Origin of the sequence: Kitasatospora sp. NPDC056181, from assembly GCF_042266225.1 — a bacterium.
Taxonomy (GTDB): Bacteria; Actinomycetota; Actinomycetes; order Streptomycetales; family Streptomycetaceae; genus Kitasatospora.
The window spans coordinates 114,453-123,694 of record NZ_JBHJUK010000009.1; the positions used below are offsets into that span (position 1 = coordinate 114,453).

Annotated in this window: 9 protein-coding genes; 4 read left to right on the plus strand and 5 right to left on the minus strand. The window is 71.6% G+C overall.

The features are described 5' to 3' along the window. Positions 1 to 152 precede the first annotated feature (152 nt). A complete protein-coding gene (locus ACFC1F_RS06620) occupies positions 153 to 539 on the plus strand; it encodes a GntR family transcriptional regulator (RefSeq protein ID WP_376156111.1) in 387 nt (128 codons plus the stop codon). 18 nt (positions 540 to 557) lie between these two features. Here ACFC1F_RS06620 and ACFC1F_RS06625 read toward each other — a convergent pair whose 3' ends face one another. From ACFC1F_RS06625 to coxB, 4 genes are all read right to left on the minus strand, one after another. Further along, on the minus strand, positions 558 to 1,817 hold the full coding sequence (locus tag ACFC1F_RS06625) for an Ig-like domain-containing protein (protein ID WP_376156113.1): 1,260 nt from the start codon (positions 1,815 to 1,817) through the stop codon (positions 558 to 560). 168 nt (positions 1,818 to 1,985) lie between these two features. Beyond that, positions 1,986 to 2,402, minus strand: a complete 417-nt coding sequence (locus tag ACFC1F_RS06630; RefSeq protein WP_209411906.1) for a cytochrome c oxidase subunit 4 — start codon at positions 2,400 to 2,402, stop codon at positions 1,986 to 1,988. Next, positions 2,402 to 4,177, minus strand: coding sequence for a cytochrome c oxidase subunit I (gene ctaD / locus ACFC1F_RS06635; RefSeq protein WP_209411905.1), 1,776 nt, complete (start codon positions 4,175 to 4,177; stop codon positions 2,402 to 2,404). Before ctaD ends, ACFC1F_RS06630 begins: the two co-directional genes overlap by 1 nt. After that, positions 4,174 to 5,028: a cytochrome c oxidase subunit II gene (coxB, locus tag ACFC1F_RS06640; protein WP_209411904.1), complete on the minus strand. Its 855-nt coding sequence runs from the start codon at positions 5,026 to 5,028 to the stop codon at positions 4,174 to 4,176. Before coxB ends, ctaD begins: the two co-directional genes overlap by 4 nt. 368 nt (positions 5,029 to 5,396) lie before the next feature. On the opposite strand from coxB, the gene ACFC1F_RS06645 reads away from it, so the two are divergent. Next, on the plus strand, positions 5,397 to 6,806 hold the full coding sequence (locus ACFC1F_RS06645; RefSeq protein ID WP_376156116.1) for a cysteine desulfurase/sulfurtransferase TusA family protein: 1,410 nt from the start codon (positions 5,397 to 5,399) through the stop codon (positions 6,804 to 6,806). Between the two features lie 34 nt (positions 6,807 to 6,840). Here the strand turns inward: ACFC1F_RS06645 and ACFC1F_RS06650 are convergent, their stop codons facing one another. Further along, positions 6,841 to 7,818: a carbohydrate kinase family protein gene (locus ACFC1F_RS06650; protein WP_209411902.1), complete on the minus strand. Its 978-nt coding sequence runs from the start codon at positions 7,816 to 7,818 to the stop codon at positions 6,841 to 6,843. Between the two features lie 247 nt (positions 7,819 to 8,065). Here ACFC1F_RS06650 and ACFC1F_RS06655 point away from each other — a divergent pair, with 247 nt between their 5' ends. Together ACFC1F_RS06655 and ACFC1F_RS06660 are read left to right on the plus strand one after the other, a co-directional pair. Then, a complete protein-coding gene (locus tag ACFC1F_RS06655; RefSeq protein ID WP_209411901.1) occupies positions 8,066 to 8,302 on the plus strand; it encodes a hypothetical protein in 237 nt (78 codons plus the stop codon). Between the two features lie 150 nt (positions 8,303 to 8,452). Continuing rightward, on the plus strand, positions 8,453 to 9,193 hold the full coding sequence (locus ACFC1F_RS06660; RefSeq protein WP_376156117.1) for a hypothetical protein: 741 nt from the start codon (positions 8,453 to 8,455) through the stop codon (positions 9,191 to 9,193). Positions 9,194 to 9,242: the final 49 nt, after the last annotated feature.

Consider the following 9,242-nt stretch of genomic DNA (forward strand, 5'->3'; position numbering starts at 1 on the left):
GTCGGCTGCTTATTTTTTTTATATGTTACCGCCAGTGATCCGGTCCGCCCCCCGCGACACCCCGTGGGCCGCCCACAACATCCGTTTTTGGTGGGCGGCCCTCGGGCTTTGCCGTATCCGTCCCGTCCCTCACCCCATCGTCAGGAGCCCTCGTGGAGCTGTTCGTCGACCCCGCCTCCGCCACTCCCCCGTTCGAGCAGATCCGGGCCCAGATCGCCGAGCAGGCCCGCAGTGGTGAGCTGCCGACCGGGCTGCGGCTGCCCACCGTCCGGGCCCTGGCCGAGCAGCTCGGGCTGGCGGCGGGGACGGTCGCCAAGGCCTACCGGGAGCTGGAGGGCGACGGGGTGGTGGAGACCCACGGCCGGCGCGGCACCCTGATCGCCGCCGTCGGCGACACGGGCCACCGGCTGGCCGCCGCGGCCGCCGCCGAGTACGCCGGGCGGGCCCGGCGCCTCGGGGTGCCGTACGCGGACGCCCTGGCGGCCGTGGAGACCGCGCTGCGGCTGGCCTACCAGGAGGCGCCGGGCCAGGAGGGCTGAACGCCCCCGCGGGGGCCGTCAGATCTCCGGGCGGATGATCCCGCTGGCGGGGGCCCGGGAGGCCGGCGGGGTCGTGCTGACGGGCTGTCCGAGGGCGCTGTGCTTGACCCAGTCGGTCCAGGTGACGTTCCAGTCCCCGAAGCCGTTGCCGAACGGCTCCATGCCGGCGCCCTGGCTGTTGACCACCGTCACCAGGTCACCGACCCGGGTGTTGTCGTAGAACCACTTGGCGTTCTCGGTGCTCATGCCGGTACAGCCGTGGCTGACGTTCGCGACGCCCTGCGAACCCACCGACCAGGGCGCGGCGTGCACGTACTCGCCGCTCCAGGTCACCCGGGTGGCCCACTCCACGTTGAGGTCGTAGGACTCCGAGCTGCCGGCGGCTATGCCGATCGTCTCGCCGCTCATCCGCACCTGGCGCTCCTGGCCGAGCACCACCTTGATGCCGTTGCGGGTGTCGAAGCCGGGCTTGCCGGTGGTCACCGGGATCGTCCGGACCACCTCGCCGGCGCGCTTCAGGGTGAGCTCGTGGGCGGCGGCGTCCACCACCGACTCGACCCGCTCGCCGATCCGCAGCGCCAGGGCGGCACGGTCGCCGCCGTACAGGCCGTCGGATATCCGGCTGCCGGTGGCGTCGAAGGCCAGGCTGACCGTCGTCCCGGCCGGCCAGTACTCCTCGGGGCGGAAGTGCAGGTTCTTGTCGTCCACCCAGTACCAGCCGCCGGTGACGGCGGGCTGCGAGGTGACGGTCAGCGCGCGCTCGACCTCCTGGCGGGCCTGCGGGTCCTTCACCGCCTCGGAGAGCTGCACGGTGAGCGGCTGGCCGACACCGTAGAGGCCGCTGCCGGAGGAGTCCGGGCCGAGCTTGGCCGTGAGCAGCCGCTGGGCGGCGAGGGTGGAGAAGCCCGCGGTGGTCTCGCCGCGGCCGCCGTTGCCGTCGTCGGCGGCGATCCTGACGGTGTAGTCGGTGGCCGCCTTGAGGCGCCCGGTGGTCTGCCAGCTGCGCTGGTCCTCCGAGAGCTTCCCGGCCACCACCCGGCCGTCCGGGCCGAGCACCGTGACGTCGGTGAGCCGGCTGCCGGGCACGGCGGTCACCGTGACGGGCTGGGACGGGTCCACCTTGCCCTCGGCGGAGAGGTGCACCAGCGGGGCCGCGTCGACCTTGTGGACGGTGCCCACGGCGCCGTCCCCGCCGGATGTGCAGGCGGCCAGCGGGGCCAGCACTGCGAGGGCCAGCGAGATGCTGCCTATGCCTGCGATTCCGCGCCTGTCGGCCATGACCGCCTCCGAGGGTTCGCACGATTGATCAGATCGTAGGAACGAGGGGCGGAAGAGCGACATCCGGGGGACCCGCCGTTGACCCACCGGAGTGAGGGCCTCACTCCGGGGACGCAACAGGGCCGGGCATCCCGTGCGGGAAGCCCGGCCCTGTGCGAGAGGGGGGAACTACTGGTTCTGGTTCTCGCCCCGGTAGAACTCGAAGACCCAGCCGAAGAGGCCGATCAGGATGACCGGGATCGACCAGTACAGCAGCCACCAGCCGAAGATCACGCCCATGAAGGCGAGCGCGCCACCGATGGCGAGCGAGAGCGGCTGCCAGCTGTGCGGGGCGAAGAAGCCCAGCTCACCGGAGTCGTCCGCGACCTCGGCCTCGGGGTTGTCACCGGCGCCGCTGTCCACCCGGCGGGCGGTGAAGGCGAGGTAGTACCCGATGAAGGCGCAGAGCCCGAAGGCGAGGAACAGCGCGGTGGTGCCGGCCGCCTCGATCCCGTGCTCGGAGTGGTTCGTCCAGAGGCCGTAGGTGATCGCCATCACGAGGATGAAGACCGCGAAGCCGAGGAAGATCTTGCCCTGTTCCTTCATCAGGCGTCGCCTTCCTTCTTGCCCTTGCCCAGCTTCGGGGCGTCGTACTTGGCCGGGGTCACGCCGGCGAGGTGCTTGGCCGGCTCACCGTGGTTCTCCAGGTAGTCCAGCGCGGCGATCTCCGGGTAGTGGAGGTCGAAGGCCGGGGATTCGGAGCGGATCCGGGGCAGCGTGAGGAAGTTGTGCCGCGGCGGCGGGCAGGAGGTCGCCCACTCCAGCGAGCGGCCGTAGCCCCACGGGTCGTCGACCTCGACCTTCTCGCCGTACTTGGCGGTCTTCCAGACGTTGTAGAGGAACGGCAGGATCGACAGGCCGAGCAGGAACGAGCCGATGGTCGAGACGGTGTTCAGGGTGGTGAAACCGTCGGCGGCCAGGTAGTCGGCGTAGCGGCGGGGCATGCCCTCCGCGCCGAGCCAGTGCTGCACCAGGAAGGTGGTGTGGAAGCCGATGAACAGCGTCCAGAAGGTGATCTTGCCGAGGCGCTCGTCCAGCAGCTTGCCGGTCATCTTCGGCCACCAGAAGTGGAAGCCGGCGAACATCGCGAAGACGACGGTGCCGAAGACCACGTAGTGGAAGTGGGCGACGACGAAGTACGAGTCCGAGACGTGGAAGTCGATCGGCGGGGAGGCGAGCAGAACACCCGTCAGACCACCGAAGAGGAAGGTGACCAGGAAGCCGACCGTCCAGAGCATCGGCGTCTCGAAGCTCAGCGAGCCCTTCCACATGGTGCCGACCCAGTTGAAGAACTTCACACCGGTCGGGACCGCGATCAGGAAGGTCATGAAGGAGAAGAACGGCAGCAGCACCTGTCCGGTCACGTACATGTGGTGGGCCCACACGGTGACGGACAGACCGGCGATCGCGATGGTGGCCGCGATCAGGCCGGAGTAGCCGAACATCGGCTTGCGGCTGAAGACCGGGATGATCTCCGACACGATGCCGAAGAACGGCAGCGCGATGATGTACACCTCGGGGTGGCCGAAGAACCAGAACAGGTGCTGCCAGAGCAGCGCCCCTCCGTTGGCCGGGTCGAAGACGTGTGCCCCGAATTTGCGGTCCGCCTCCAGGGCGAACAGCGCGGCGGCCAGCACCGGGAAGGCCAGCAGGACCAGCACGGCGGTCAGCAGGACGTTCCAGACGAAGATCGACATCCGGAACATCGTCATGCCGGGCGCGCGCATGCAGATGATCGTGGTGATGAAGTTGACCGCACCGAGGATCGTGCCGAAGCCGGAGAAGGCCAGACCCATGATCCACATGTCGGCGCCGACACCCGGCGAGCGGACGGCGTCCGACAGCGGGGAGTAGGCGAACCAGCCGAAGTCGGCCGCACCCTGCGGGGTGACGAAGCCGGCCACCGCGATGGTCGAGCCGAAGAGGTACAGCCAGTACGCGAACATGTTCAGACGCGGGAACGCCACGTCCGGGGCGCCGATCTGAAGCGGCATGATCCAGTTCGCGAAGCCGGCGAAGAGCGGCGTCGCGAACATCAGCAGCATGATCGTGCCGTGCATCGTGAACGCCTGGTTGAACTGCTCGTTCGACAGGATCTGGGTCCCGGGACGAGCCAGCTCGGCGCGCATGACCAGCGCGAGGATGCCGCCGATCAGGAAGAAGGCGAACGACGTGCCCAGGTAGAGCGTGCCGATCGTCTTGTGGTCAGTGGTGGTCAGCCACTTGATGATGGTCGAACCCGGCTTCCGGGTCCGCTGCGCCCCGACCGTGACGGCCCCGGCGCCCCCGCCGGCCGCGGCGGGCTCGTTGAGGATGGTCACTTCTCTTCACTTCCCATGGTCGTGATGCCGGAGGGCAACGCGCCGGTCTGGCCCTTGGCCCGCAGGTCCGCCAGGTGCTTGTCGTAGTCGGCGCGGTCGACGACCTTGACCTTGAACAGCATGCGCGAGTGGTCGACGCCGCAGAGCTCGGCGCACTTGCCGTCGTACTCGCCCTTGACGTTCGGGGTGACCTCGAACGTGTTCACCACGCCCGGCACGACGTCCATCTTCATCAGGAAGTTGATGGGCCAGAAGTCGTGGATGACATCACGCGAGGTCAGCCGGAACTGCACCGACTCGTTGACCGGCAGCCACAGCGTCGGCATCTCCGCGGGAGTGCCCACGTCGTACGCGGCGTCCTTGTTGGCCGGGTCGGGGTTCTCGGTGTTCTCGTAGTTGAACGCCCAGCTCCACTGGAAGCCCACCACGTTGACCGTGTGCTGGGGCTTCTCGGAGACGGAGGTCAGCCTCGACTCGTCGCGGGCGACGAAGTAGAACAGAACCGAGACGATGATGATGGGGACCGCGGTGTAAAGCGCCTCGATGGGCACGTTGTACCGGGTCTGCGGGGGGATCTCCACGCCGGTGCGGCTGCGCCGGTGGAAGATCACGCTCCAGATGATCAGACCCCACATCAGTGCGCCGACCACCAGTGCCGCGATCCAGGACCCCTGCCACATGTGGAGGACCAGGGGTCCTTCCACGGTGACGGGGCTTGGCATGCCAAGCCTGGGGAGGTCGTTGGCCGAGCAGCCGGTGGCGGTCGCGATGACGAGGCCCAGTGCCAGCGCCTGAGGCAGCTTCCGCCGCATCGTGCGCCGCGGCGAGCGGTCGGAGCCGTTGGGACTCACGTAGCGCCTTCCCGAAGTCTCGCCCGCCTTCGCGTCGCCCCGCGGAGGATTGTGAGCCTCCCCGGCGACCCGTCCACGGGCACGGTTTGAATGCTTATGCGGGCCAAACCCTACTCCAGCCTTATGCGCTGCTGACGGGCAGGTCCCGGTAACGCGCCGCCCGGTCGCCCGATCAGGCCCGGCAAGGGCTGCGCCGCAGGTCATCGTAGGCATTCGAGGTCCGTACACCCGACCGGGGGATGACCTCGGGCAACGTGGGTGACGGTCCGTCGGATGCGGACGAATCGGACATTCGGGTTGATCGACTGACGGCCGGTGAGCGCGGGAAGGCGCCTGGAATACACCCGGGTGTGTCGTTAAATGTGACCGTGTACTTCGATGTGGCCTCCACCGCACCGCTCCACCCCGTCGCACGGCAGGCGCTGACCGCCGCCCTGGACGAGGGCTGGGCCGACCCCGCACGGCTCTACCGCTCCGGCCGGCAGGCCCGGATGCTGCTGGACGCCGCCCGCGAGACGGTCGCCGGGGTGCTCGGCGCCCGGCCGGACGAGATCGCGTTCACGGCGAGCGGCACGCAGGCGGTGCAGCTGGGCGTGCTCGGCGCGCTGGCCGGGCACCGGCGGCGGGGCGGGCACCTGGTGCACTCCGCCGTCGAGCACTCCAGCGTGCTGCACACCGCCGAGCGGCACGAGGCCGCCGGCGGCACCGTCTCGGTGGTCCCGGTGGACCGCCACGGGCGGGTCACCCCCGAGGAGTTCGCGGCGGCGCTGCGGCCGGACACCGCGCTCGCCGTGCTGCAGTCGGCCAACCACGAGGTCGGCACGGTGCAGCCGGTGGCCGAGACGGCCGCGCTCTGCGGCGACGTGCCGCTGCTGGTGGACGCCGCGCAGAGCGCCGGGCGGCTGGACGTCCCGGCAGGCTGGTCCGTGCTGACGGCCAGTGCCCACAAGTGGGGCGGGCCCGCCGGGGTCGGGGTACTGGCGGTGCGCAAGGGCGTCCGCTACGCCTCGCCGCTGCCGGCCGACGAGCGCGAGAGCGGCCGGGTGCCGGGCTACGTAAACGTCCCCGCGATCGTGGCCGCGGCCGCCTCGCTGCGGGCCGTCCGGGCCGAGGCCGACCGGGAGAACGCCCGGCTGCACGCCCTCGTCGAACGGATCCGGGCCCGGGTGCCCCGGCTGGTGCCGGAGGTGGAGGTGGTCGGCGACCCGGTACGGCGGCTGCCGCACCTCGTCACCTTCTCCTGCCTGTACGTGGACGGCGAGGTGCTGCTGACCGAGCTGGACAGGGCCGGCTTCGCGGTCTCCTCGGGCTCGTCCTGCACCTCCTCCACCCTGACGCCGAGCCATGTGCTGGCGGCGATGGGCGTCCTCACCGAGGGCAACGTCCGGGTCTCGCTGCCGTTCGGCGCGGCCGAGGCGGACGTCGAGCGCTTCCTCACCGTCCTGCCGGACGTGGTGGCCCGGGTCCGTGCCCCGCTCGGGCTGGACCTGCCCGCCCCGGCGGCGGCCGCACGGCCGGAGGAGGAGGAGGAGGAGGCGCCGACGCTCGTCGTCGACGCGCTCGGCAAGCGGTGCCCGCTGCCCGTCATCGAGCTGGCCAGGCGGATCGGCGAGGTGCCGCCAGGCGGGACGGTCGCCGTGCTGGCGGACGACGAGGCCGCCCGGCTGGACATCCCGGCCTGGTGCGGGATGCGCGGGCAGGAGTACCTGGGCGAGGCCCCGGCCGCCGGGTACGGCGGCGACCGGGGCTCGGCCTACCTGGTGCGGCGCACGGCCTGAGCCTGCCGGCCGGCCTGCCGCACGGGCCCGCGGACTACTTGACCAGGTGCGCGCGGATCTCGGCGGCGGCCTCGGCGCCGTAGGCGCCCTCGAAGCGCTCCAGGAAGGTGGCGGGGCGCAGCTCGTACTCCTGGGTGCCGACGGTCTCGATCACCAGGGTGGCGAGCATGCAGCCGAGCTGGGCCGAGCGCTCCAGGTCCAGCTCCCAGGAGAGGCCCGCGAGGAAGCCGGCGCGGAAGGCGTCGCCGACACCGGTCGGGTCGACCTTGGAGTCCTCGGGGGCGCAGCCGACGATCACCGGGGGCTCGCCCTTGCGGTCGATCCGCACGCCCTTGCTGCCGAGGGTGGTGACCCGGGTGCCGACCCGGGTGAGCAGCTCGTCGGCGTCCCAGCCGGTCTTGCTCTCGATCAGCGCGGCCTCGTACTCGTTGGTGAAGAGGTAGGCGGCGCCGTCGACGATCTCCCGGATGTCCTCGCCGTCCAGGCGGGCCAGCTGCTGGGAGGGGTCGGCCGCGAAGGCGTAGCCGCGGGTGCGGCACTCCTGGGTGTGGCGGACCATGCCCTGCGGGTCGTCGGCACCGATCAGCACGAGGTCCAGGCCGCCGACGCGGTCGGCGATCGGCTTCAGCTCGATGTTGCGGGCCTCGGCCATCGCCCCGGTGTAGAACGAGGCGATCTGGTTGTGGTCCTCGTCCGTGGTGCACATGAAACGGGCGGTGTGCCGCGTCTCGGAGATGTGGACCGACTGGCAGTCGACGTTGTTGCGCTCCAGCCAGCTGCGGTACTCGGCGAAGTCCGCACCGGCGGCCCCGACCAGGATCGGACGCAGCCCGAGCACACCCATGCCGAAGGCGATGTTCGGTGCGACACCGCCCCGGCGGATGTCGAGGGTGTCGACCAGGAACGACAGCGACACGGTGTGCAGCTGCTCGGCGACGAGCTGCTCGGCGAACCGGCCGGGGAACGTCATCAGGTGGTCGGTGGCGATCGAGCCGGCGACGGCGATACGCACGGAAGGTCTCCTCAGGATGGCGGCGTGGCCACGGAAAGCAGGGGGTGAACCCACCCACGGTACCCGGCCGGGGGCGGGCGGCGGCAAGACCGGCGGGATTGGCACCGGCCACCGTCGAACGTGTACTACCCCCGGGTAGCTCTGGTGGGGGCCGGGTGGTCGGCCTAGGGTCGCTGCCAGGGGCCGGGTCCGGCCCTGTCCGAGCCGTGGCAGTGCGGCCGCGGCACGTGGATCGGAGCGATCGCCGATGATGCCCAGTGACCACTTGCAGCCCGGCCACTCCCACCTGCGCGTTCCGCCTGCCCTGAAGGGCGACGCGGACGGCGAGACCCTGGACGCGCTGGTGGACTCCTCCCGGCAGCTGCGGCGGTTCTGGCCGCTGCTGGCCACCGGTCCCGAGCCGATCGCCCCCGCCCGGGCCGGCTTCCGGGTCTCCTCCGGGGCGCAGCGGCTGGTCGCCGGGATGGCCGAATACGGCATCTGAACCGGCCCCGGGGGCGGCCCCGTGGACGGGCCGGCGCGAGGGCCGGGACGGAGCGGCGGACGGACGGGAACCGGATTGGTCCGGGGCACGTCACATCCGCGCGGTACGGCCGAGGAGGCGGTGCCGCTGAGCCCTCGGGAGGATGTTCAGATGGATCTGTTGGATCTGGAGCCGACGCCCCGGCGCACCGGCGGTGCACCCGCCGTCCGGTCGCGCGGGCGGCGGGCGGCGGCCCTGGCGGGTCTGGTGCTGGCGGCGGCGGTCACGGTGGCCGGGTGCGACGGGAGCGGCAAGTCGGCCTCCGACGCGGCCACCGGGTCGGCGCAGCCCGCGGCGGCGGCTGTGACGCCGTCCTCCGGCAGCTCGTCCTCGCCGTCCTCCCCGGCGGCGCCCTCCGCCGCCGCCACTGCGCCGGCCACGCCCCCGTCGTCCGGCCCGTCGACGTTCACGCCCGGCCCCGGGCCCTCGTCGACCGCGCAGCCGGCCGACCCGCAGCCGCCCTCGGCCAGTCCCCCGGGCAACGGCATCGCGGTCGGTGAGCCGGACCCGAACGGGCAGGGGGCCGGGAAGGCGGTCCGCCCCGCGATCTCCTACCGGGCGGACGGCAACAAGCTGACGGTCTGGTTCTACGGCGGGGTCTGCGAGCGGTACGCGCTGAAGGCCGACGAGTCCAAGCCGGGCCGGGTGGACGTCCGGGTCACGCTGGCGGCGCCGGTTCCGGCCGGGCAGGCCTGCGCCGAGCTGGCCAAGCGGCAGACGGTGTCCGTGGACCTGAAGCAGCCGCTGGCGGGCCGGGGAGTGAGCGACCTCGCGACCGGCCAGGAGGTGCCGCTGGAGACGGACCCGCACGTCGGGCCCGACCCGGCGACCCCGGACGTCAGCGGCCGGTAGCGGCCGGCGGGCACGCCCGCGGAAACGGCGAAGGCGGCCCCGGGCACGA